21 protein-coding genes are annotated in these 22,249 nt (G+C 36.8%); 8 read left to right on the top strand and 13 right to left on the bottom strand.

Annotated features, from left to right (window positions below; all coding sequences use genetic code 11):
• Positions 1-51 precede the first annotated feature (51 nt).
• Positions 52-438, top strand: a complete 387-nt coding sequence (locus SLP02_RS18565) for a DUF1257 domain-containing protein (protein WP_319422214.1) — start codon at positions 52-54, stop codon at positions 436-438.
• On the top strand, positions 438-866 hold the full coding sequence (locus tag SLP02_RS18560) for a ferredoxin (protein WP_319422213.1): 429 nt from the start codon (positions 438-440) through the stop codon (positions 864-866). Before SLP02_RS18565 ends, SLP02_RS18560 begins: the two co-directional genes overlap by 1 nt.
• A gap of 75 nt (positions 867-941) precedes the next feature.
• Here the strand turns inward: SLP02_RS18560 and SLP02_RS18555 are convergent, their stop codons facing one another.
• The 5 genes from SLP02_RS18555 to SLP02_RS18535 all read right to left on the bottom strand — a co-directional run bounded on the left by SLP02_RS18555 (position 942) and on the right by SLP02_RS18535 (position 9,216).
• Positions 942-2,084 carry a hypothetical protein gene (locus SLP02_RS18555; protein ID WP_319422212.1) on the bottom strand — a complete coding sequence of 381 codons (1,143 nt, stop codon included), beginning with the start codon at positions 2,082-2,084 and terminating at the stop codon, positions 942-944.
• Between the two features lie 30 nt (positions 2,085-2,114).
• Entirely contained in the window at positions 2,115-3,698 is a 1,584-nt protein-coding gene (locus SLP02_RS18550; RefSeq protein ID WP_413467238.1) for an MBOAT family O-acyltransferase, read from the bottom strand.
• Between the two features lie 296 nt (positions 3,699-3,994).
• The gene (locus SLP02_RS18545) at positions 3,995-5,269 is read right to left on the bottom strand and encodes an oligosaccharide flippase family protein (protein WP_319422210.1); all 1,275 of its coding nucleotides are present in this window, start codon (positions 5,267-5,269) and stop codon (positions 3,995-3,997) included.
• Between the two features lie 3 nt (positions 5,270-5,272).
• Positions 5,273-6,949, bottom strand: a complete 1,677-nt coding sequence (locus SLP02_RS18540; protein WP_319422209.1) for an alkaline phosphatase family protein — start codon at positions 6,947-6,949, stop codon at positions 5,273-5,275.
• Between the two features lie 71 nt (positions 6,950-7,020).
• Positions 7,021-9,216: a GumC family protein gene (locus SLP02_RS18535; protein WP_319422208.1), complete on the bottom strand. Its 2,196-nt coding sequence runs from the start codon at positions 9,214-9,216 to the stop codon at positions 7,021-7,023.
• A gap of 843 nt (positions 9,217-10,059) precedes the next feature.
• Here SLP02_RS18535 and SLP02_RS18530 point away from each other — a divergent pair.
• Positions 10,060-10,503, top strand: a complete 444-nt coding sequence (locus SLP02_RS18530; protein ID WP_319422207.1) for a hypothetical protein — start codon at positions 10,060-10,062, stop codon at positions 10,501-10,503.
• Between the two features lie 12 nt (positions 10,504-10,515).
• On the opposite strand, the gene SLP02_RS18525 is transcribed toward SLP02_RS18530, so the two are convergent.
• From SLP02_RS18525 to SLP02_RS18510, 5 genes are all read right to left on the bottom strand, one after another.
• Positions 10,516-10,905, bottom strand: coding sequence for a hypothetical protein (locus SLP02_RS18525; RefSeq protein WP_319422206.1), 390 nt, complete (start codon positions 10,903-10,905; stop codon positions 10,516-10,518).
• A 145-nt stretch (positions 10,906-11,050) separates the two neighbouring features.
• The gene (locus SLP02_RS18520) at positions 11,051-12,139 is read right to left on the bottom strand and encodes a class I SAM-dependent methyltransferase (protein WP_319422205.1); all 1,089 of its coding nucleotides are present in this window, start codon (positions 12,137-12,139) and stop codon (positions 11,051-11,053) included.
• 139 nt (positions 12,140-12,278) lie between these two features.
• Positions 12,279-12,449 (bottom strand): HNH endonuclease, encoded by a 171-nt coding sequence (locus SLP02_RS26785; RefSeq protein ID WP_413467310.1) that lies wholly within the window; start codon positions 12,447-12,449, stop codon positions 12,279-12,281.
• A gap of 203 nt (positions 12,450-12,652) precedes the next feature.
• Positions 12,653-13,426, bottom strand: coding sequence for a reverse transcriptase domain-containing protein (locus SLP02_RS18515; RefSeq protein WP_319422204.1), 774 nt, complete (start codon positions 13,424-13,426; stop codon positions 12,653-12,655).
• A gap of 734 nt (positions 13,427-14,160) precedes the next feature.
• On the bottom strand, positions 14,161-14,820 hold the full coding sequence (locus SLP02_RS18510; RefSeq protein ID WP_319422203.1) for an NAD(P)H-dependent oxidoreductase: 660 nt from the start codon (positions 14,818-14,820) through the stop codon (positions 14,161-14,163).
• Between the two features lie 306 nt (positions 14,821-15,126).
• Here SLP02_RS18510 and SLP02_RS18505 point away from each other — a divergent pair, with 306 nt between their 5' ends.
• Positions 15,127-16,059 carry an NAD-dependent epimerase/dehydratase family protein gene (locus tag SLP02_RS18505; protein ID WP_319422202.1) on the top strand — a complete coding sequence of 311 codons (933 nt, stop codon included), beginning with the start codon at positions 15,127-15,129 and terminating at the stop codon, positions 16,057-16,059.
• On the opposite strand, the gene pgsA is transcribed toward SLP02_RS18505, so the two are convergent.
• Together pgsA and SLP02_RS18495 are read right to left on the bottom strand one after the other, a co-directional pair.
• Positions 16,008-16,556, bottom strand: coding sequence for a CDP-diacylglycerol--glycerol-3-phosphate 3-phosphatidyltransferase (pgsA, locus tag SLP02_RS18500; protein ID WP_319422201.1), 549 nt, complete (start codon positions 16,554-16,556; stop codon positions 16,008-16,010). The two genes, SLP02_RS18505 and pgsA, sit on opposite strands and share 52 nt — an antisense overlap.
• A 62-nt stretch (positions 16,557-16,618) precedes the next feature.
• The gene (locus SLP02_RS18495) at positions 16,619-17,293 is read right to left on the bottom strand and encodes a sugar transferase (protein WP_319422200.1); all 675 of its coding nucleotides are present in this window, start codon (positions 17,291-17,293) and stop codon (positions 16,619-16,621) included.
• A 487-nt stretch (positions 17,294-17,780) separates the two neighbouring features.
• Between SLP02_RS18495 and SLP02_RS18490 the strand changes: the two genes are divergently transcribed.
• The 3 genes from SLP02_RS18490 to cobT all read left to right on the top strand — a co-directional run bounded on the left by SLP02_RS18490 (position 17,781) and on the right by cobT (position 20,468).
• Positions 17,781-18,488 carry a Crp/Fnr family transcriptional regulator gene (locus tag SLP02_RS18490; RefSeq protein WP_319422199.1) on the top strand — a complete coding sequence of 236 codons (708 nt, stop codon included), beginning with the start codon at positions 17,781-17,783 and terminating at the stop codon, positions 18,486-18,488.
• A 66-nt stretch (positions 18,489-18,554) separates the two neighbouring features.
• Positions 18,555-19,316 (top strand): DUF2232 domain-containing protein, encoded by a 762-nt coding sequence (locus SLP02_RS18485; RefSeq protein ID WP_319422198.1) that lies wholly within the window; start codon positions 18,555-18,557, stop codon positions 19,314-19,316.
• A 39-nt stretch (positions 19,317-19,355) separates the two neighbouring features.
• Positions 19,356-20,468, top strand: coding sequence for a nicotinate mononucleotide-dependent phosphoribosyltransferase CobT (gene cobT / locus SLP02_RS18480; RefSeq protein ID WP_319422197.1), 1,113 nt, complete (start codon positions 19,356-19,358; stop codon positions 20,466-20,468).
• On the opposite strand, the gene SLP02_RS18475 is transcribed toward cobT, so the two are convergent.
• Complete coding sequence (locus SLP02_RS18475) at positions 20,442-20,819, bottom strand: hypothetical protein (protein WP_319422196.1); 378 nt, start codon at positions 20,817-20,819, stop codon at positions 20,442-20,444. The genes cobT and SLP02_RS18475 overlap by 27 nt on opposite strands.
• 234 nt (positions 20,820-21,053) lie before the next feature.
• On the opposite strand from SLP02_RS18475, the gene SLP02_RS18470 reads away from it, so the two are divergent.
• Positions 21,054-22,244 (top strand): extracellular solute-binding protein, encoded by a 1,191-nt coding sequence (locus SLP02_RS18470; RefSeq protein ID WP_319422195.1) that lies wholly within the window; start codon positions 21,054-21,056, stop codon positions 22,242-22,244.
• Positions 22,245-22,249: the final 5 nt, after the last annotated feature.

The raw sequence follows: 22,249 nt of genomic DNA, 5'->3' as shown, positions 1-22,249 counted from the left end.
ACTAGCCCAATAGCTTGTTTAATATCTAATTCATTTTCATAGAGGAAATTTATGTCACATTTCAGCAATATTAAAACTAAAATTCGCAATCTAGATTCTTTAAAAGCAGCGCTTAAAGACTTAGATGTAGATTGGAAAAATGGTCCAGGAATTGTCAGAGGTTATCAAGGAAAAACCCACAAGGCTGATATTGTTGTTGAACAGTTAAACAACTATGATTTTGGCTTTTGCTGGAATGGCAAGGAATACGAACTAGTGGCAGATTTACAGTATTGGCAACAGCCATTGACTGTAGATGGCTTTCTGCGTCAGGTTACTCAACGCTATGCCTATCATACAGTTATTAACGAAACTAGCAATCAAGGTTTTTCCATTACAGAGCAAGCTAAAAATCAGGATGGTTCAATTCGTTTAGTCGTTCAACGTTGGAGTGCGTGATGTCTAATTTTTCTCCTCTAGAAAAAAGCGGTTTTGAGCCAGAATTAGGAGGTGTTATCCGTGATAACTCTCAAAGAAGCGGTTTTGAACCAGAATTAGGGGGAGCATGGCGACAAAAAGGAGTCTATGTTGATGAAAACATTTGCATAGGTTGTAAAAACTGTACTCACGTCGCGGCTAATACTTTTTACATTGAACCAGACTATGGTAGAGCCAGAGTGTTCAACCAAAATAGCGACACAGAAGAGCTAATCAACGAAGCTATAGATACTTGTCCAGTAAATTGTATTCATTGGCTTGATTATACCGAACTCAAGCAGATGGAGCGCGAGAGAAAATATCAGGTAATTCAAAACTTGGCTATTCCTCCCAATATGAGGCGATCGCAATTAAGAATGGGTAAGAAAGCAAGAAAGCACAATAACTAATTGATTTTCCTAGAAATAATTTACAACACAATAAAAAACCCGATTTCAGCCATTATCGGGTTTTTTGTTGGTTTCCTACTTAACCATGTCAACTGATATTTCATCAGACTTGTCCCAAAGCTGCAACTCATTGTTTTCAGCCAAGAAATCTCGTATTTTTTGGCGATAAATATTTCTGTATTCATCAAAGTCATATTTATCTACCCTAATACCAAAATCTTTATTTTCTTCGCCTTGTAAAATCTTGGCAACTTTATTATTTGTTATAACTGAATAATGACTGCCATCAAAAGTATCATCAGGATTTTTGGTAATTTCTGAGGGTGCAGAAAAATCATACATTGCATCATAACTTTGAGCTATTTTATAATAACTTAATAACTCACAGTCGGTTAAATTTCTGCCGTAAGTATCATTGACTATACTCCAAGCAGATCTGGGGGGTACATAACCAATAAACTTAGCTTGAGGAAAAATTGCCCTCAGTTGTACAAAAGCTTTTACTGGTGAAAGATCGCATCTTTGCGGGGAAGCAGGTTTATAAAAATCTGGCTTATACTCAGGAGCGCTGGCAAAATCTACTGGTTCAAAGTTTCGATCGTAATAATTTCCAGGATCGGGACTAACCCCCAATAGAGTCATAACTGAAAACAATAAAACATCAGCTGATAAATAAGCTTGCAAAGGCGATTTAGTAGTTAAATTTCGTAGAGATACAGGCTCTTGTTGTGTTCTATCCTTTTCCACAAAATTTAGACCATCTACGCCGACATAGACTATTTTAGGCTTTATACCTTCTTCTTTTAAAGATTCAGCATAATTGATAAAATCAGGTATTTCGCCTCCTTTAATAGAGTAGTTAAAACAGCGATCTTGGCGAAAATTGTCTGGTCTTAAGGCAATAACTCTAGAACTACCAAGAATAATGCAATTGTAGTTTTCTTTATTTTCGGTTCTAAAAAATAAGTTTGTTTTGGTTATTCTTTCATTAAAAGCAAAATTTTTGCCAGTTATAATATTGCCATGATTGTACCATAAAGGATCGATTAGCCAATTAAGACCAGCCACAGAACCCAATATTATAAAAGTAATTAGTCCGTAAAGCCCAAAACTGAATTTTGAATCTGTATTTTTTTTGGCAACGTTGGATTTAGACATTTCTGAAGTTCCGCGTTTACCTAATTTTAAAAACTCGTTGGCTGCACTTTTGAAATTCATTTTTAGTATCTTTAGTATATATTTTAAAAATTAGAATTGGAAATATAGAAACTCGCTAACTCTACTAAAACATAGCAAAGAGAGTGATGTTAATCCTGCTACAATAACTGTCCAAATTTTGTTTGGTCTCCAAGATAAAGATTGCCAAAATTTTTGTTGCCATTGAGATTGATTCTGTTCGATAGGCTCAGTAAGTGTTGGACTATAATTCCCCATCCATTGTTGGGTATTAGGAGTCAACCAAGCAATGAGCAAGAGAATAATAATGCCAAAAGTAGCATATTTTTGACTGATACCGACATTAACGCTAAAACCTAAAAATCCTACCCCCAAATTTCTTAAAAACCCTAAATAAGGCTCTAGAAAAGGTGCTAATTCAATACCATCAAAGCCAAACATAGACTTAAGCATCAAAATAGCGGTGGCAAAACTATTAGCACGAAAAAAGACCCAAGAAACAACTACAGCCATAAAGGTTGTTATCCATCCTATACCACGAAGTAGCCAACCATCGTTTTTCAAATTATGCCCTAGACTTTTGCGCCAAGAACGATATAAATGATTAATAACTAAATAGAATCCTTGTAATCCACCCCACAAGATAAAAGTCCAGCCTGCACCATGCCATAATCCCCCTAGCAACATAGTAATTAACAGGTTAAAGTAACGTCTAAACTCCCCTTTGCGGCTTCCTCCCAAAGGTATATATAAATAATCGCGCAAGAAATGAGAGAGAGTAATATGCCATCTACGCCAAAAATCAACAATACTAATTGACTTGTAAGGTGAATTGAAATTTATCGGCAAACTGATTCCGAACATATAGGCTGCACCAATTGCCATGTCACAATAACCAGAAAAATCAAAATAAAGCTGTAAAGTATAGCCTAATGCTCCTACCCAAGCTTCAGAGAAGGTCAAATTTATTCCTTGAGATGCTGCTGCAAAAGCTAAATTAGAAAATTCGGCAATGCGATCGGCAAAAACAACTTTTTTGAATAAACCAGCCATAAAAAACGTCAAACCTATGGCTAGATTAGTCTGATTAAACTTATAGATAAACGTTGTTTCAAATTGCGGTAGAATTTCTTTATGATGAACTATTGGTCCTGCAATCAATTGCGGAAAAAAGCAGACAAACAGCATATACTTCAAAATACTGTATTCTTTAGTTTCACCTTTATAGGCATCAACTAAGTATGCTATTTGTTGAAATGTAAAAAAGGAAATTCCTAAAGGAATTACTATAGTCGGAATAATAAAATCAGTTTTGACAAAATAATTTATATTGCTAACTAAAAAGCCTGAATACTTAAAGTAGCAAATCAACCCCAAGTTGAATATAATACCGAGCAAAAGTGTTGTTTTCTTGGTTTTTGTTTTCTTTAATACATTTCCCAGTAGATAACCTAACCCATAGTTAACTGCGATAGATATCAAGATTAAGGGAAGATTTAGAACCTTATACTTAGCATAGAAAAATAGTGAGGCAGCAACTAGCCAATATATGGGCATTTGCTGTTTGATATACTCTGGTTTTCTACTAATTAAAAAGAAACCCAATAGAGTAATCGGCAAAAACAGAAAAATAAATTCGAATGAATTGAAAAGCATAATTTTAGAGCAAGAATTATGGGTAATTATTCAACGCCAAAGATTTTCAAATTTTTTATTTAATATTGGTAGCGAATGTATTTAAACATAGATAGTCAAAATAGTTTTTATAAACTGCTAATTTAGCATACTATCTATAGATTCATGAGAAATCTTAAATTGAAAAATACAGGCTATTTATTGAATTATTACTGTTCATTTTTTTAGTATCTGTGATCTGACGACGATTTTATTAGTGTTGAATCTCTAAATCAATAAGCAAATTCATAATTTTATTAGATATAGATATATAAGTTTTATTTTGTTGTTTGCCGATATAAGTAAAAAGCAATTAACCACAAAAAAACCATTCTTAATGAGTCAGAAATTAAGGTAGCCCAAGCAGCACCCTGCCAAGAAAACTTGGGAATAAGCAATATATTTAAACAGATATTGAGAATTGCAGCACCTACTTGGACTATGCTTCGAGCCTTTTGATTTCCTGAACCCGTAAGAGAATCTGCTGCTAAATAGGTGAAAGCTGCGATCGCTGGTAAAGGTGATAATAGTAACAATGCGTCAATAGCATCTTTGTATTCTTCACCTAAAATATTGGGAATATAAGGAGCAATAAAGAAATAGCCAATGACGCTAGCGATCGCATAAAATGCTATAAAAGGCAGCAGACGTTTGGCAAGGCTTAAGCTACCTTTAATTCCCGATGCGCCACGCTGAAAAAACCTAGTATAGGTAGCACCAGATAATGCCAAAAGGGGAACGTTACCAACATCAATAAAGCGATAAGCTGAACCATATATTCCAGCAGCACCAACACCAGCTAATTTACCCAGCATCGATTTATCTAAGCCTGCATTGATGTTACTAGCTGAAGCACTAATAGCGAAGTATAATCCCTGACCAATATTAGATTTAAGTTCTGATAAAATAGGTTTTGGTAAACCTACCATTTTATGAACTATTAAGACAGTAATAACAGAAGTAACTACCGAACTGGTGAGGTATAAATAACTCCAGGTGGCAATACCTGGATTCTCAAAAAAGGCAGCCAAACACAGAGCAGCTAGCAGTTTGCCACAAGTATTCAATATTCCCAACTGTGCTGTCTTTTTGACCATGTCATTAGCTATTAAAGCTTTAGACCCAAGATCGTACAAGGCTAGGCAAATGAGATCTGATATTAAAATCAGCAGGATTGTTCCCCATACAATGTTTTTGGGAAATATCAAGGGAGATATTAATAACAAAGCTAAAGTTAAAAAAGAACCGTTAGCAGTCAAGAGAACCAGCGCATTGCCCCAATAGGTACTAAAGCTAGCTTTATTAGTCGAAACATTTTTGACTAGGATGTGTTCACTACCCAAAGCAACAAAGGGAAAAATAATTGATGCGCAAGCAGTAACAACAATAAAAGAACCATAATTTTCTTTTCCCAATATACGGGCAACGATAACAAAGTATCCAGTTTGCATGACCACGTTAAACAATTTAGATGACAGCATCCAGAAAGTATCCCGTGCCAGATTACTATGGAATAGATTTGTTGCTTTGGATTTTATCTCTGTTATATTCATGATTTAGGTAGAATATGATACTTGTGATATCAAAGCTTTTCCATCCAAATGTTCTGGTATTTTTGCATTCATCAAGCTCAAAATTGTTGGAGCTAAATCTACAGCTTCACCAGCAGATAAGTTAGACCCAGCAGGAATATGATCTCCTTTGGCTAATAGAAAACCTTGACCTATATGACCTCCTGCACGACAGTGAGTTAAAGGCCCAACACGACCTAATCTTGGACTATCAACAACATCTGTAACTGGTTCTTGCCACAATACTACTAAGTCTGCATCAGGTAGCTTAGGATCGTCGTCCAAAGGAATAGTACGGGTTTTAACTACTTGTTTAACAATTTTTTTACCTGTTCTGCCATCTTGAAGGTCATAAAGAATTTCAGTCAATTCTGCACACAAAGCATCGTACTCCGAAGGTTCGACTACTCCATTTCTATCTCTGCCTTTGAGATTGATGCGGATATGTCCATTGGTAAAGGCAGGCAAAGCAAATGCTTTCATTTCTGGCCACAAAGGCGAGTACCACATACCAGGCATCCAGCCCATAGCTAATTCCTGTTCAATTGGCTCATCCAAGAGGCTATAGGGTGAGAGTAAACCATGTTTTTTACCTCGCAAAAGCTTTTTATGAGTCCAAGTACGAAAAAATTTTTTAAGCGGATTGGGTTCATAAACCTGACTCCAAATTTCTCCTGGCCAAGAATTCCTGATTGGTTTTGTAACCATAGGCGAGGGAATAGAACCAACTTTTCCTGGAGCGATCGCCGCTTTGCCATAATGAAAACGATACAATAGTTCTGGCAATACAGCCATACTTAATAAATCAGTAAAGTTAGCAGCCATACCGTGAGCCGAAAAGCAGACTATATTTGCATCTTTAGGAGCTTCTGCTAAAATTTCGCCAATTGCGCGATCGACGTGCTTATAGGTTTTTAATAAAGGATCGGGTTTAGTACCATTATCCGTAAGGTAGTTATAGGTGGGATGATCGGCTTGACTATGGTTATATAGATCGTGACCAATAGTATGAGTTTCACCAAATACCATCAAGAATAAATCCCAATCATCTTGCTTGAGCAAATCACGAGCGATCGCCGAATGCCCATCAATACTTTTTCCTGCTGCTTCTTGAATCCAGGTAACATATTCTGGGTTCCACCACAGCCCATTATCATTATGTAAAACAGGGTTTTTGCCATATTTTTCCGTAATAGCCGCAAAAAGCTCAGGAGGATTAGAAGCACTAACAGTATAAGGATAATGTCCACCCCAACCCAAAATCTGCGCCCCATTGACATCATCAGAAAGAGTAGTTACTGGAACATCTAGAACTGCAACTTTATAATCTTTTCCTAGGGCATAGAAAGGAGAATACTCCTGATAGTCATAACCGCTAGTGACTACATCGCAGACAATTTCATAGTTTTCTGGGTTGTAGCTAACTGTATCCCAATAACCCAGGGTATCAGCGCGACATCCAGTCGAAAAGGTTGCCCACAAAGGTTCAGTAGTCGAATATTCGGTAGGCACACCACAATAATTCACCGTGTTGTCCAAACGACCGTAAATTCCTGATTGACGAATTTTGCTTAGATTGGGAAGATGTCCAGCAGCCATCCATTCTTCAATTAGCCTGGGTTCTGCTGCATCCAAGCCTATAACAATAGTTGATTTTTTCATTTTTTTAGAGAAAATAGTTACTTTAAGTTCTTAAATTACATTTACGAATCAAATGCTTTGGTTATGTATGTCTAGGCAGGAGCAGTTTTGGAACTGCTGCTCTCAGGAGAACTTGAAAAGTAGCTTTTACTGTATTTAGCATGATAGGAATAGCGGTCAAATTCGTTAGGCTTGACTCCATTAATGACCATTCCCAATACTTTTTGAGAAAGGTTAGCATTGGCTATAGTTTCTTGCGCTAATTCAGCACTCTCGTTTTCCACTACCCCTGGTCTACTTACAAAAACAATACCATCAGCAAGTTTAGTCAAGGTCAAAACATCAGCAGTCACAGCTAAAGGTGGAGCGTCAATAATAATTAACTCATATTCTTTTCTGGCTTTGGCTACTAGTTCGCTCATTTCTGTTGAATCTAATAAAGCAAGTGGATTAGGAGCAACTATTCCAGTAGTTAGCAGATCTAACTGCTGCATTGGCTGAGAAACAACCTGAGCTAATGGTGTTTTATGAGTTACAACATCCTTGACCCCAGCTTTGTTACTTACTTGCCACAGCTCATGTTGAGAACCCTTTCTTAAGTCACCGTCAATTAATAAGACTTTGCGACCTAGTTGAGACATCGCAGCAGCTAAGTTGGCAGCAACGGTAGATTTACCCTCTCCTGGAACTGAACTAGTCATTAAAATAACTTTTGGTTGTCGCTTAACAGCTAAAAACTTAAGGTTAGTTTGAATCATGCGATAGATTTCGCTGGCAAAAGAATCAGGTTCTCTTTGGACAATAATTCCACTTTGATGTTCTTGTAGAGTATCCAAAGGAATAATACCCAGTACTTGATAAGCAAACTTTTGTTTTATTTCAGGAATAGTTTTCAAGGTGCGGTCCTGCATTTCTAGCAAAATTGCAGTTAGGTTGGCAAGGAATAATCCCATCAAAACACCCAAAGCTAATAACATTACTCTGCCTGTGCTGCCTTGTTGAGGAATTTGACCCTGCTCTATAACCTCAGCATTACCCGTATCTTTGTTGAGCAGTAATCCTAGATCTCCTTTACTATCTAATAGCGTGTTGTAGGTAGATCGAGAACTATCAACTTCACGAAGTAAGGATTGTTCCTGTTTTTCTAGACTCGGAATTGCTTGAGAACGAGCTAAATAAACTTTCTGAAATTGGTATAAAGATGATAATTGTGTTTCTAAGTTTAATTCATCTATTTTAAGATTAATAAATCTTTCTAATTGGTTATCTTTGACACTATTTCCACCCTGCAATAATCCAGCCGAAACTTTTCCACCAACATATTGAGTAATAAGCTGCTGTAGTTGAGAATTTAAAGCTTGTTTCTTTTCATTTAAGCTAACAACTGTGGGATGGTTATCGTTAAAACGCTGACGTTCTTGGGATAACTCTGTTTCTGTTGCTTGTTGTTGAGCAAGAATGCTTTGCACTTGAGGCGTGTTAGCTAATTGATTAGCACTGATCGCTTGATTTAAGTTTAGACCCAACTGATTTTGGATACTTTGAGCTTGAGCTTTCTTACCTTGAAGCTCTGCACCTGTAGTAGAAATTTGGCGATTGAGATTACCCAGATCGGCTACTAAAGTTTTCTTCTCTTCCTGTAAATCTACGACCTGATTTTTTTCGTAAAAATTCTGTAACCTTGATTCTAAACTTTGAAGTTTATTCTCAATTTGGGGAATTTCTTTGGTAACAAAGCTATTTGCACTAGCGGTTGCAGATTTATTACTACGAACTTGTTCTTTGATGTAGACATCCATCAAGGTATTTACTACCTTAGAAGCTATTACGGGGTCTGGATCATTGTATTGCACTTCAATAACATCAGTTCCGCCAACGATATCTACTACCAGTTTTTTTTGTAGTGCCTTGACTTTTAAAGGTTTGCCTTCTTCATCCTCTAGTTTTAACTGATCTATAGTTTGCTGTAAAACTGGTTCTGAAGTTACACGCAGCTTTTCTGTACTCAGAGGAGTTTGATTGTCTAATAAAGACCGAAACTCATTAGTACTGCCTTTAATATCACTTATTGAACCTATAGAATTTTTCTTAAATAGTATTTTGCCTTCGGATTTATATGTTTTTTCTAAAAAGCTGCTCAAGAAGGCAGTGGTACCAACAGTAAAAACAAAAACGGCTAAGGCTGGAAGCCAACGGCGTTTGAGCTTGAGAAAATATTCTCCTACATTAATATCAAGTCCTTCTCGCTGGCTAGGATAAGAACCATTATTTTTTTGCAAGTTAGTCATAGTGTTTTCCTTAAAGGTAATTTTAACGCTGCGTATTTGTCTAAAATAATCTCTTAGTATTTACTGTTATAAAAAATTTATAGGCGATTAGACAGGTGGGTATCTTAAAGTTTTAGTAAAGTTAGGGTTAATTAATATAAAAATATTAAAAAGCAACTAAATTATTAGTTTTTGTCAAATATTTAGCCTCTATCATTATATTTATTGCAAATGGGAGTTCACAGTAAATGTCTAGCCAATTTTTCAAGATTATTTTTTTTGACTATTTAATTTAGTTTACTAACTTAAAATTGCGTTTGCTATTTAAAGTTATTTGTAACTGACTTATATTAATTTTGTAACACTTCGCATAAAAATTATAAGTGCTGTCAAAAAGTATGAATAGCCATAATCGCTGACTATTGTTTATTAATATAACCTTTATATTTTGAGGTTGAATTGATTTAAATCACTTAATCAAAAATCAACTCATTTGGGGTAAACATATTGATTGTCTAAAAAAAAGTCTTATTCAAAACGCCTTAAATCAAACAAAAAGGTAGTCTATTTGATTCTATCTTTTAATAAGAGATATAACCAGAATAAAACTGCTATTATATATCGATAAAAATTTTAAAATAGTGACTAAAGTTATTCTTTCTAATTAAAATTGCAGATATTAGTGGAAAATACTGAAATATGCCTATCATTGAAGTGGAACAATAGCAGTATAATTACGTCTTTATATCTAATAGAATTTAACTATACGTATTCTTAAATTTAAAACTAATTAAAAGTTCACTAGAAAAAATCAAGTTTGATTATCTGGTGATTATAGAAATAATTTATTTTTCTGCATTAGAAATGATTAATTTATTCAAATCCAATGTTATCAATATTTTAGTATTGACTATTGCTGTAGTACTAGGTAATAGCAAGACTATCATGGCAGAGAACAACTTAAAGCAACTTAAAACAACTCAAATAAATCAAGTTATTACAGGTGAATCTGGTGGTTCTAATGATAGTCAAGGCTGTGGCTTTATTAGTAATACTCCCAATTATAAAATGAACCTAGAGCAAAGAACGGACTACATGAGATTGACGGTTCAGGCAAATGGGGGGCAGCCAACTTTGTTAGTGTTAGGACCTAATGCAGGCGATCGCTTTTGTGTTTTAGGTGATGAGACATCAGGATTAAAGCCTGAAATTTCTGGAGTATGGGAATCAGGTAGCTATCAAGTATATATTGGCGATCGCCTTGGTGGTCAACATCAGTTTACCCTAGATATTTCTACGGATAACTAATTCTCGATCTGCTTAATTACCTTCTTCGAGAACATTAGCCGATGGCACTTCTACTGCATCAACATCTATCGTCCCTGGAAGGGTCATGCGGCTAAAGCTATCTCCTTCTACTTGTAACGCTTCGCCACAGTTAGGACAGTTAAACTCAGTATTTTTAAATCCAGTAAACTCATAGTTACATACTGGACATTGAGCCTGGGTTAATTTGCGTTTTAGCCACCACTGAAATCCCCAAACAGCTATGACTGGAAGGATAAATAAGAGGGCAGTTACAATCAAAAAGCTGCTGACTATCCATTTGAAGCCAAGACTAGCCCAGACAACTGCGATTAAGATTAGGCTACCCCAGCAACCAAGACCAGATATATTGTATTGCAGTAATTTATTATAGCGATCGTTCACTGTTTTAGTTACTCGCCTGTTGTATTTTTGTTTTCCAATTTTAGTTTATCTTTCTGCTAAAAAGGCAATTGCAGCTACACTTCTTTGTAAAAAAGCATAACTGCAATTAATTTATTTACGTTTAAAAAGCAAAACTCTAAATTTATTACGCTGGTTTGTATGCAGTCCAATATTTACTGACAAAGTGATTTTCTACCTTGATGTTGGTAAATCCTGCCGTTGTCAAACGCTCTTCAAGATTATCAGTTGTATAGTGTCGGTAATAGGGTTCGTGAAATATAGCAGGGAAATTATTCATCATGGGTTGAAAATCTGGAGAATCGATCGCCTGCATGGAATCACAAATGACGAATACGCCTCCTGGCTGTAAGACACGAAACGCTTCATTAATTACCTGCTGTCTGGCTGCTGCTGGAAGTTCATGAAACAGAAATACAGAAGTCAAACCATGAAAATAGTTATCTAAATAAGGCAATTCTTCGCTATTAGCCTGAAGCAGTTGGGGTAACTCACCTGAAATTTCAGAAAGTAGCTGATTGGCTTTACGCAAATATGCGGGAGATAAATCTGTCCCAAACAAAGATGCTTTAGGTAAAGCACCACGAATCATACGTAATGTACGCCCCGTACCACAAGCCACATCTAATACCTTTAGCTGTTGAGCTGGTACAGTAGAAAAAGCCTGTAGTCCTGCTTTTAAGGGCGCGAGGATACGACGACGCATAGCATCAGCAGCACCATTAAATAAAATCTCTACCTGTAAGTCATAGAGATTGGCAGACATATCGCTTAGATAACCATCTGTCTGATAATGAAAGTTTTGTAAATAGTAGTCAGGATAGCCAGCTTTATCGATAGAGGCATCAAATCTTTGGAAATCTTTCAACCCTAAGCGTTCCCAAATTTTGAACATATCTAGCCATACTTCGGGATAATAGCGGAAAAAGTCAGACCAAGGATTATCAAATAGTAAGCTACGAGGATAAACTCCTGCTTGAGCATCTTGCCAATCTTGTTCTTCGAGTTTTTTTAGTTTTACCTGAAGTTTTTCAAATACTTCAGGAGAAAGAGGCTGGCTTTTACTTTTTTGTTCGGGAATAACTGTATTAGTTAGGCGATCGCTTACAAGCTTATGAACAAAGCCAAATACTTTTTTGCTTTCTTGGAAGCCTTGATAGGCTAACTTGGTTAAAGGTTCAGGGATAAGTTGGTCTAGGTTAGGAGTTGATTGCATGAATGTAGATGGCAATAATAGCAGTTTGACTTAAGTTTTATTTTGTTTTGTGTCGGGTAGGTCAGGGGCATTGCTGCCCCTTTCCCCCCTAAGAACCGAACGTGCAAGATTTCCAAGCATTCGGCTCAAGCAATATCACTCATTTTTGATGGTGAGTTTTGTGATCACAGAATAAATGCAATAAAACTAAATTATTAATGTTGTCTTTACCACCTTTACTTCTTGGAATAATATGGTGAAGATGTAGTGCTTCATCATTAAATAATGATTGACCACATACAGAACATTTATATTTTTGTTTATGTGCTATGTACTCTTGTCTTTTGTTTAGCTTTTCTGCCTCGGATTTATTAATCTTTTGACTTCTCTTTTTCCAATATTCTTTTAAAGAAGGATCATCGGGAGATGATTTTTTTGGAACTATTGAATGTCTTTTGATTTTTACCCAGGCAAATTTTGTGATATATTTACCATTGCTCTTTTGCTTCTGGTTAAAGTTCCTCGGCTGTCATATTATTTGACACCTAATGCTTTTTCCATGCCGTGTAAGGCAATATTGGCTAAGAGAGGGCTTATTATTCCGCCTTGGGGAGTTCCAGCAATCTGGGGATGAAAAGTGTTCTTTTCTACATACCCAGCTTTAAGCCATTTTTCTACATGATTTCGATAGGGAAAATTCCCAATGATTTCTAATAGTTTAATGTGGCTTATCTTGTCGAAACATCCTTTTATATCGGCATCTACAATCCACTTTTTTGTCTTGTTAGGACGTGCTATAAGATATATTTTTCCTATAGCGTCGTGGGTGCTTCTGCCAGGTCGAAAACCGTAGCTAATTCCTTCAAATTGAGCTTCCCAACATGGTTCTAGAGCATTTTTAACAATTGCTTGTATTGCTCTATCCCTAATTGTTGGTATGCCTAATGGTCTTAATTTGCCATTCTTTTTAGGAATGTTTACTCTTTTAACTGGCTTGGGTCTGCAACGGCGGTCGAATACCAAGTCGTAAGACATGGCTAACCTTTGTTGCGGAGTATTTACCACAATCTTGTCAACTCCAGCCGTCTTTTTTCCTTGATTGATTTGTGTTGTCTTCCTGATGGAATGGACAATGTTTGACCAACTTCGGAACATTAACTTTTGGAGATTTCTGACTTTCCTCCAGTTATTTTCTTGAGTTGCTTTGAATATACGTCTTCTAAGATTTCTAATATTTAAATTGACTTTATACCAATTGATATAGTGCCAATTTGATATTCTCGAAGTTACGTTTGCATTATTTTGCATCTAACTTTTCCTTTCGAGTTCAAAATATTGATTGCATGATATTCAGCAGATATCACCTGTCTACGTCAGCATCTTTTCAGATTGGGTATTGCCCTATTCGTCCAGTTATTTATTTCTGTTATCTTTCGATATGACGACATTCGCTTTTTAAACTTTCCTGTCCCTAATAAGAATTAGGTTTTCCTTGCGGTTAACTTACTCATTGAAATGAGACTTATTAGGGGTTTCCCTGTTGCACATCTTTGAGATGCGACACACTTAGATTCCTGCTATACTCCTGTTGTTTCGAGATTGTTGATAGTCTAGTTATTTGTTATATCGGTAACTAATAACAAGCCATCCCTAAGAGAGAGGGATAGCCTTAATCTCTCTACACCTAAACATCGTTTATTTGGTGTAGTCTTATAGTTTAGAAGCCTCATCACAGATTCACGCTTTGTTAATCTTATGTGTCTTACCCTAGCCCTTTCCTATCCAGATGTTTTGGAATTAGTCGGGACAATTAACCCTCTAGCTTTGAAACATTTCCGTTACCAGAAATGCTCCTTCGGGCGGGTACAGCTTTGACTATTAAGCTGGAGTCTTTCTTAGGGACTCACTCTAGGATGCGCCTTTGCAGGTCGCACCGATATATATTAAGTATAGTCAACTGGCATTTGGAAAATAAACCTAGACACAAAAAAAGCAACTGGTAATTTAATTGCTAAAAAAAAGATCTTCCAATGTAGCGTCAGTTAATCCACGTACTGAACTACATCATTGGTAGGAAAGCGAACTTTAGGATCGCTAGAATGTTTGTCATCTTCAGCGCGATATCCCGCAGCACATAAAACAACTGCACTATATCCTTTGCTGTTTAAATCTAAGATTTCATCGTATTTACCAGGAATAAAACCTTCCATCGGTGCAGTATCAACCTCCATCATGGCAGCACAATTCATAAAAAAGCCCAAGGCAATATATGCTTGTTTGGCTGCCCACTTATTAACCTCTAAAGGAAAAGGTGGATCTTGAAGATAGCCTTTGACCATGTTGGCAAATCCCTGAAGATTGTCTGAGCTAACTTGCTGTACTTCTGCCATTCTTTCAATGTAATGATCGACATAATCATTGTCAATATCTTTTTTGATAGCGAAGACAACTAAATGGGAAGCTTCAACTATTTTTTTTTGTCCCCAGCCAGGTTCTAGCAACTTTTGACGTATTTCAGGATTGCGAACTACAAAAAATTGCCAAGGCTGTAAGCCAAATGAAGAAGGAGATAATACTAAACTTTGTTCTAAACTTTTCCAAATGGCTTCAGGAATTTTTTTACTTGGGTCAAATTTTTTGGTTGCATAACGCCAGTGAAGTTGTTCCAATACTTGTTCTGGCTTTAAAGGTGGGTTACTCATAATCGAGATCTTAATTTGTTTACCTGTAAGATACAGCAGTTTTAAGTCTAAAAGCTTGAGAATAAATTACCAAAGTACCTATACATTTAACTTAAGATGTTTAAAAAAGCGATCGCGTTTACGCGAGCAGGTGGTTAGATTCAGTTATTATATTTAACCAAAATTGCTCATCAAGCAATTTTTAATTTTTTTCCCCAGTCTCAAAAGTCTTTTATTGAAATCCTCATAAGTGAACACAAATAGCTGATAAGTTGAAAGTTAGTAAAAAATACGACACAAATTATTAAGTTGTTTAAGAGGTAGATAATGCGAATTTTAATGATGGGGGGAACTCGCTTTATTGGGGTTTACCTGACTAAAGTTTTGGTTGAGCAAGGACATGAAGTTGTATTGTTCAATCGAGGTAATCATCCTGCACCAGAAGGAGTAACTCAGATTCAAGGCGATCGCAAAAATGCAGAGCAACTTAAAGAAAAGCTGTCAGGTGAAAGTTTTGATGCCATTTTTGATAACAATGGCAGAGAATTAAGCGATACTCAACCTTTAGTAGAAATTTTTAACGGCAAGGTAGAACATTTTGTATATGTAAGTTCGGCTGGCGTATATCTTAAATCCTCTCAAATGCCCCATCTAGAAGGAGATCCTGTAGATCCCAAAAGTCGCCATAAGGGTAAACATCACACCGAAGCTTATTTAGCCGAGTCGGGTATTCCCTGGACTTCTATTCGTCCAGTTTATATTTATGGGCCTCAAAACTACAATGATTTAGAAGCCTGGTTCTTTGATCGCATTGTAGGCGATCGCCCTATACCAATTCCAGGTAATGGAATGTTTATTACCCAGTTTGGTCATGTTCAAGATTTAGCTATGGCAATGGCTAGTATTTTAGGTAACGAAACTGCTATTGGCAAAATCTATAATGTTTCAGGCGATCGCTATGTTACTTTTGACGGTTTAGCCTACGCCTGTGCAGAAGCTGCGGGGAAATCACCAGAAGATATTAAGCTAATACATTATGACCTGGCTCAATTTGACTTTGGTAAACGTAAGGCTTTTCCCATTCGTCAGCAACACTTTTTTGCGGATATACATCAAGCAAAAACTGATTTAAATTGGCAACCTAAGTATGACTTGGTATCAGGTTTAAAAGATTCTTTCCAAAATGATTATTTAAATTCAGGCAGAGATCACTCAGAGATTGATTTTTCTTTAGATGAAGAGATATTAGGCAAAATATAAATCCAGCCAGAGATTAAGCTAACTGCTACTGCTAACCAAAACAAGACTATGCTTAGGGTATCCCATTGAGGAGATAGGGGAGCAATTAAAAAAGCGATCGCCATAATTTGAACTACGGTTTTAAGTTTGCCCCAGATATTTGCGCCTGAAATGCTGCTGTTGCCTGTTAAGTTGGGATTGACGCGCCAACCTGCGATCGCTAATTCTCTAGCTAAAATTAAAAATACTCCCCAGGCAGGAACAAGCTGTAGCTCAATTAAAGCTAGTAGTGAGCCTAAGACCAAAAGCTTATCTACCAAAGGATCGAGAAACTTGCCTAATTCCGTTACCAAATCTAGTTTGCGAGCTAAATAGCCATCTACCCAATCTGTCCCTGCCGCAACTACAAAAATCCCCACACAGAGCCAACGGTTGTCTGGTGTGGGGTCATTGAGTAGGTAAAGAATAAAAGGAAGTCCTAGAAGACGAGATAGAGTAATCCAAGTGGGAAGATTCATAAGCTACAAAATAATTGAGCGTGGAAGCTAAGATTAATCATAGTGTTTTCTATATTCAATTTTTAACACGCTCCTTTACGAGCCACAACCACCGCAATGGTTTTGATAATTAAGTTAATATCGTACATAAAAGACCATCTTTTTTGATAGTCAAGATCCATACGAACCACATCTTCAAAATCTTGAATTTGGGAACGACCTTTAGCTTGCCATTCCCCTGTGATACCAGGCTTGACTTTTAAACGTTGAAGATGGTGCGCCTGGTACATAGCAACTTCTTCAGTAGTGGGAGGACGAGTCCCGACTAGGCTCATTTCACCCTTAAGCACGTTCCAAAATTGAGGAAACTCATCTAAGCTAGTACGACGTAGAAAATGACCGATTGCAGTAATACGGGGATCATTATCGTTTTTGAAAATGTGTCCTTTTGCCTGATTTTCTACCAGATGCTTTTTAAGATCTGCATCGGCAATCATCGAGCGAAATTTCCAAATTCTAAAAGGTTTGCCTTCAAAACCACAGCGAATTTGGCTATAAAGAAGCGCGCCAGGGTCGGTAAACTGCATGGCAATCATTATTGGCATGGCAATAATAGCTGTAAAAGTTAGCCCTATAATTGCTCCAAATATGTCTAGTATTCGTTTAGATTTGCTTGTTACGGAGGGATGAACTCTACGTTCTATAGGTAACGGCAGAACTTTTATGTTTCTAAGCTGAAAATTAGTAGGTGAAGTCATGAAAAAAATAATTTATAAAATTGGGTTAAGTCTAAGAATTAATAGCTTTTAATTATTATCTTTATGCAATCTTATGTGTTTAGCAGTATATATTGCCAGGAATTAAGGGGTTCTTCACCAAATCTTTAAAAAATCATTGATAATTTTAAAGGTTTCATGTTTTTTTAGTTTTTAGCCCAATTATTTGTGCTAAAGAACTAGCAAATTGGATTAATTAAATAAACAAATTTCAAAAGCCCTAAAAAAATATGTCAATATTGTGTAGTTTCAAAATAGGCGTATATTGATAATATAAAGTGGCTTTAGTAGCCAAAACATAGCTTTTTATCATGATTTTTAATATTAATAGTTTACATTTTCAAAAGTTTGAAAGATTTCATTGACTCAAGTTTGTTTAGGTATCTAGTGCATATTTAATTATTTTCCTTTTTTTGATGATACAAAGGAGATATTTATAACGAACTTATAGTAAATAATAGATTTCTTTATGGAAGACCAATCCCGTTATCTAGAATCTAATATCAATCTTGAAGAACTAATGGCTTTAGTTCCTTTTATGTCTGATTTGCCAGAAGACAGCATACAAAAAATTGCTGGTCATTTTGTGACCATATCTCATCCAGCTAATCAGGTACTCTTACTCGAAAATGATTGGGGTGGCTCAGTCTATTTTATTTTGGAGGGATGGGTGAAAATTCGTACCTACAATCTTGACGGCAAAGAAGTGACCCTTAATATCATTGGCAGAGGCGAAATTTTTGGAGAAATGGCTGCCATGGATAAAATGCCGCGCTCGACTGATGCTATTACCTTGACCAAGACTCTGATTGGTAGAATACCAGCAGAAGATTTTGTCAGTTTAATCAACAACGAGCCTATGGCTGGAGTTCGCTTAGTTCAGTTAATGGCAAAGCGTCTACGCCAAGTTAACCGCAGACTTCAACTAAGAGAGGCAAACAGCATTTCTAGAGTTGCCGACGCAATTTTGTTTTTGGTTGAAGGACAGGGTACAGAAGGGGAAAAAGGCACAGAAATACCTAACTTACCTCATCGAGAAATTAGCAGTCTAAGCGGATTAGCTAGGGAAACCGTCACTAGAGTCTTGACTAAGCTAGAAAAAAAAGGCTTGATTCAAAGAGATGCTGACTCGATGCGTATTCCCGATTTGCCTGCTCTAGAAGACACTATCTGCTAAGATACTCAGATCTCCTAATATTTATTTATCTATAATTTTTGTTGGTTAAATCAACTAGATAACCTTATGTCTACAGAAGACCATAAAAACTCATCATTTGATGCTGCCAAACAAGCTGATGATGAGATTAACTGGGTCGATCAAGAGGATTCTGCGCTACCTCAATCTGAGAGATTAAAATCTTCCCAGTCAAAAACTAAGCAGGTAAAAACTCCGACCAACACTATCGTCATGGTAGAAACTGCCTTCTTAGCTAGCGCAGCTAGTTTAGTGTGGTTAATTAATTTTTATTTTCCTGTTGGACCTGTTTTAAAAGTTTTCTTTCCTATTCCTATTGCTTTGATTTATTTAAGACGGGGTAATCGCGCTTCTTGGATGGCAGCAGTTGTTTCAGGGTTATTACTCTTAGTCTTGATGGGCCCTACTCGTAGCATTATTTTTTTAATGCCTTATGGTTTGATGGGTGTGCTATTAGGAGCTTGTTGGCAGCGTCAGGTAAGTTGGTTAGTCTCGATTGTTTTTGGTGCAGCTATTGGCTCATTGGGGATATTTTTTCGCTTTTGGCTGACTTCAATACTTGTAGGAGAAAATCTTTGGATATATGTAATTACCCAAATTACACAAATAGCGGACTGGCTATTTTTAAAACTAGGGATTTTGGCTGAGCCTAATTTTGTTTTGATTCAAGCGTTAGCTTTTGGCTTAATTATAGTTAACAATCTGGTTTATTTGTTTGCCGTTCATTTGGTAGCCTTAATGCTGCTAGATCGTCTTGATAATCCTATTTCTCGCCCTCCTGAATGGGTTAGAGTGTTACTAGATTATTAATTAGAAAGCTTACGGCTTAGAGCTTGAAGCTTCGCAAAAATGATTCATGTTTATTCTCAGCTACGCTCAGGAATTAATTGGTTAAGACAATATCAGCACAAAAAGCCTTGTTTCGCCTGTATTTTAGGCTTTACCGCCACGGGACTAATTCCTGGTATTTCCGCTGCGGGTGCAACGCCACAAGAGCGGGAGTATACAGCGATCGCTGATGCTGAATTTTTGGCTAAAGGAGTACAAAAGAATTATCAACATCCTTTACCTATACTAACGGCAGGAGCGTCTCCGACCTTTATTTCTCGTGCAGTAGTAGAAGCATTAAACATACCAACCTATATTTTTAATGCTGGTTTGCCCCATCAGCCGACGGTAAATACGATTGATCTTCACGGAGTTCCTGCTGCTTGCGTTGCTTCTGGTCAAGCTTTACCTCTTGAAAAGGTCGATCACCTATTTAAAAAGGGTCAGGAGTGGGGCGAAAAACTAGCTAATACAACTGATTATTTGATTATTGGTGAATGTGTTGTCGGTGGCACAACCACGGCACTGGCTCTATTAACGGCTTTAGGAATAGAGGCAAAGGGAATGGTTAATAGTAGTCATCCTCACTGTAATCATGCTCAAAAATGGTCTGTAGTGCAAACTGGCTTGGATAGAGCAGGTTTATTAAATCAGTTTAACGATCCTTTTACAGTCGTAGCAGCAGTGGGCGATCCCATGCAGATTGTGGCAGCAGGAATGGCACTTTCGGCTAGTCGTCGAGTGGGAGTGATGCTGGCAGGTGGAACACAAATGTTAGCGGTATATGCTCTAATTAAAGCGATCGCTAAACAAAATAACATATCAACTCGACTGTCTCAAATTGTAGTGGGTACAACTCGCTGGGTAGCAGAAGATCCCACAGGCAATACAGTCGAGTTGGCTAAAACTATCGGTGGAGTCCCCCTATTAGCTACTGGGTTAAATTTTGCCACTTCTGGTTACCCTAGTTTTCGTGCTTATGAACAAGGATATGTCAAAGAAGGTGTTGGGGCTGGTGGTTGCGCGATCGCTGCTCACCTCTCACAAAACTGGACTTCTACTCAGTTGCTTACCATTATTGAAACCTTATTTGCTCGTTATCGCTACTCAAGAATGAATTCTGTAGGTCAATAACTGTTCTTCTAAAGCTGCAATACGGTTGTAAGCTGCGGTAAGCTGCGCTGTTAGACGACGAATTTGAGTATCAGGGGCTAAATTTTCGCTGTTAGAATTAGCACTACTAGTACTGCTATTATCGTCTACCAAAACATCTTTATGAGTAAGCTGATAGTCTAATTTGCCTTGCCGATTCGCAAAACCAGCTGCGCCTGAAGCAAAGTTTGGTAAAGAATAAGAATCATGCTCTGTGCGCTTTGGCTGCTGAGAACTTAATTCTTGAACCTGGGTGCCAATTTGCTCAATCAACTGGTGTAATGTATCTATTTTTGCTCGTAGTTCGCTGATTTGTACTTGCAATGTATCCATATAATTTCTGGCATTTATTAAGATTATGTTTTATATGCTAAAAGAATTGTTTGAAAAAAATACCACTATTCCTGATTCATTTAATAATTGCTCAATTGTGTTGGTAAAAATATTGAAACTACTCAAAAACGCCAAAATTACCTAAAAACCGTTGATTAATATATTTATGGTTTAGGAAAAACAGTTGGTTTCAGCTAAGTATTTGTACTCTTTTATTTTTAGTTTTGAATCTTGATGAATTATCAGCTATCTCGACGTTCTTTTATCCACGCTACTACTTTTATAGCTTTAACTCAGGCAATATCAGGATGTAGCAATTCCAAAGCAGATTTCAAAATATTTTTTCTCGAAAATTCTATTCCGCCACAGTTAATTAAAGACTTTCATCAGGCAATTAATAACCAGGCAAAAATAAATTTTCAACCTCAAGCTCAACTAGAACAAATTTTTGATTCACTTTTAAATTTGCATCAGGGCAAAGAGTCAGATGCAGACAAAAGAAAGCTATTCGATCAAATTCTCAGCAAACCTGTAATCTATCCTAGTTTGACTACTCTGGGAGATTTCTGGCTATCTTCAGCAATCAAGCAAAATCTGATTCAACCTTTAACAACCAAGGACTTAGCTAGCTGGCAAAAATTACCCGCTATTTGGCAAAAAATAGTTCAACGCAATGACCAGGGAAACTTAGCTGCTGATGGTCAAATTTGGGGCGCACCTTATCGTTGGGGAAGCACGGTAATTGCCTATCAAAGTAAAAAGCTAGACAAAATGGGTGTAACAATTAAAAATTGGAGCGATCTGTGGCAACCAGAATTAGGCGATCGCCTTTCTCTCTTGGACTCTCCCAGAGAAACTATTGGTTTGACTTTGAAAAAACTAGGGCATTCTTACAATACCGAAAATATAGACTCTATACCCGAACTAGAAACAGAGTTATTAGCATTACACAAACAAACAAAATTATACAGTTCAGATCATTATTTAGAACCATTAATATTAGGTGATACCTGGGTAGCTGTTGCTTGGTCTACGGATATACTTCCTTTGCTTAAACGTTATCCCGATATCAAGTTAGTGATTCCCGCCTCTGGAGCTTCTTTATGGACAGATATTTGGATAAAACCTCAAGTATCAAAACTAATAAATAATAACAATTCTTTTAAAACCATTGCCGAATGGATTGACTTTTGTTGGCAACCAAAAGCAGCAGAACAAATATCTTTATTTACTGATGGAATTTCACCAATTTTGTCGACAATCAAACCAGAAGAACTACCTTCAGATTTGAGAGATAATCTGCTGTCAAATTCTCAAGTCTTAAATTCGCCAAAGAGCGAGTTTTTATTACCTTTGTCGGCAAAAACAGAACAACAATATCGAGATTTATGGCTTAAAATTCGGCAATCGGCAGAGAAGGAATGAGGGAT

The organism is Pleurocapsa sp. FMAR1 (assembly GCF_963665995.1).
Classification (GTDB): Bacteria; Cyanobacteriota; Cyanobacteriia; order Cyanobacteriales; family Xenococcaceae; genus Waterburya.
The sequence above is the reverse complement of the archived record's forward strand: the minus strand, read 5'-3'. Positions and strand labels throughout refer to the sequence as shown.

What these genes read in the sequence shown, in the direction of transcription:
- cobT (WP_319422197.1), top strand. Translation starts at nt 19,356, where the DNA reads ATGATTCATGTTTATTCTCAGCTACGCTCAGGAATTAATTGGTTAAGA.
- SLP02_RS18495 (WP_319422200.1), bottom strand. Translation starts at nt 17,293, where the DNA reads ATGACTTCACCTACTAATTTTCAGCTTAGAAACATAAAAGTTCTGCCG.
- SLP02_RS18560 (WP_319422213.1), top strand. Translation starts at nt 438, where the DNA reads ATGTCTAATTTTTCTCCTCTAGAAAAAAGCGGTTTTGAGCCAGAATTA.
- SLP02_RS18475 (WP_319422196.1), bottom strand. Translation starts at nt 20,819, where the DNA reads ATGGATACATTGCAAGTACAAATCAGCGAACTACGAGCAAAAATAGAT.
- SLP02_RS18490 (WP_319422199.1), top strand. Translation starts at nt 17,781, where the DNA reads ATGGAAGACCAATCCCGTTATCTAGAATCTAATATCAATCTTGAAGAA.
- SLP02_RS18510 (WP_319422203.1), bottom strand. Translation starts at nt 14,820, where the DNA reads ATGAGTAACCCACCTTTAAAGCCAGAACAAGTATTGGAACAACTTCAC.
- SLP02_RS18485 (WP_319422198.1), top strand. Translation starts at nt 18,555, where the DNA reads ATGTCTACAGAAGACCATAAAAACTCATCATTTGATGCTGCCAAACAA.
- SLP02_RS18555 (WP_319422212.1), bottom strand. Translation starts at nt 2,084, where the DNA reads ATGAATTTCAAAAGTGCAGCCAACGAGTTTTTAAAATTAGGTAAACGC.
- SLP02_RS18545 (WP_319422210.1), bottom strand. Translation starts at nt 5,269, where the DNA reads ATGAATATAACAGAGATAAAATCCAAAGCAACAAATCTATTCCATAGT.
- pgsA (WP_319422201.1), bottom strand. Translation starts at nt 16,556, where the DNA reads ATGAATCTTCCCACTTGGATTACTCTATCTCGTCTTCTAGGACTTCCT.
- SLP02_RS18505 (WP_319422202.1), top strand. Translation starts at nt 15,127, where the DNA reads ATGCGAATTTTAATGATGGGGGGAACTCGCTTTATTGGGGTTTACCTG.
- SLP02_RS18515 (WP_319422204.1), bottom strand. Translation starts at nt 13,426, where the DNA reads ATGCAAAATAATGCAAACGTAACTTCGAGAATATCAAATTGGCACTAT.
- SLP02_RS18470 (WP_319422195.1), top strand. Translation starts at nt 21,054, where the DNA reads ATGAATTATCAGCTATCTCGACGTTCTTTTATCCACGCTACTACTTTT.
- SLP02_RS18535 (WP_319422208.1), bottom strand. Translation starts at nt 9,216, where the DNA reads ATGACTAACTTGCAAAAAAATAATGGTTCTTATCCTAGCCAGCGAGAA.
- SLP02_RS18550 (WP_413467238.1), bottom strand. Translation starts at nt 3,698, where the DNA reads ATGCTTTTCAATTCATTCGAATTTATTTTTCTGTTTTTGCCGATTACT.
- SLP02_RS18520 (WP_319422205.1), bottom strand. Translation starts at nt 12,139, where the DNA reads ATGCAATCAACTCCTAACCTAGACCAACTTATCCCTGAACCTTTAACC.
- SLP02_RS18530 (WP_319422207.1), top strand. Translation starts at nt 10,060, where the DNA reads ATGATTAATTTATTCAAATCCAATGTTATCAATATTTTAGTATTGACT.
- SLP02_RS18565 (WP_319422214.1), top strand. Translation starts at nt 52, where the DNA reads ATGTCACATTTCAGCAATATTAAAACTAAAATTCGCAATCTAGATTCT.
- SLP02_RS18540 (WP_319422209.1), bottom strand. Translation starts at nt 6,949, where the DNA reads ATGAAAAAATCAACTATTGTTATAGGCTTGGATGCAGCAGAACCCAGG.